This is a genomic window from Lysinibacillus sp. 10T31, from assembly GCF_056394365.1.
In genome coordinates, this window is record NZ_JBFTHS010000153.1 from 1 (window position 1) to 670 (window position 670).

The 670-nt window shown below is 50.3% G+C and carries 1 protein-coding gene; it reads left to right on the forward strand.

What is annotated here, in order from left to right:
- Nucleotides 1-670: hypothetical protein (locus AC1DCY_RS27315; protein ID WP_477355827.1), on the forward strand; the 670-nt coding region annotated here is incomplete at both ends.

The following is a 670-nucleotide window of genomic DNA, read 5'->3' on the forward strand; positions in this document are numbered from 1 at the left end:
GTGCAACACCTAACAGCTACATCATAGGCGTTGCAGCGAAAGACGAAATGACCCCGCCCCAAAAAGGCCTTGCCGTTCATGCAAGTGCTAACCGGGCAAGCGCCACAACGGCCATTTTGCCGATTGGGGCTCAGGTAAAAATCGGGAATGACGGGGCAAACGCTGAATACCAGAAACTGATAGAAATCGTCAGCGGTAGCTCTATTCCCGCTCTGACCGCTAGCAACGGAATACTCGGTTACATTCGGAAGAGTTTGCTTGAAACGAAAGTTGAGCCAACTGAGAAGAATACGGTTCATCTGTTGGAGCGACCATTTCCTATAAAAGCTGGCAGCCTGATCGGTCATGTAGGGAAATATCAGAATCACTCGGACCCCGCACCGAAGAACTTGCTGCATTTGGAAGTGTTCAGTTGCGAAGACGTCAAGGCGTTTACTGAACAAAGCAAACCCAAGGCCATCAGTCTGCCTGACACTGGCAAAACGCTGGTCAAAGTCCCTAAAAACACCATGCTGATAACCCATGTGCAAGGCATGAGCGCAACGAATCCCCCCAAGGTGTCCGACGCAGGCACGAAGACTGGTTATGATTTGTTTATTCCGGTGAGTGTATTGGAGGCTCTCCCGGCAGATAAAAAAATCAAGGTGCCTGTTGTGATGGGGAGTTCGAC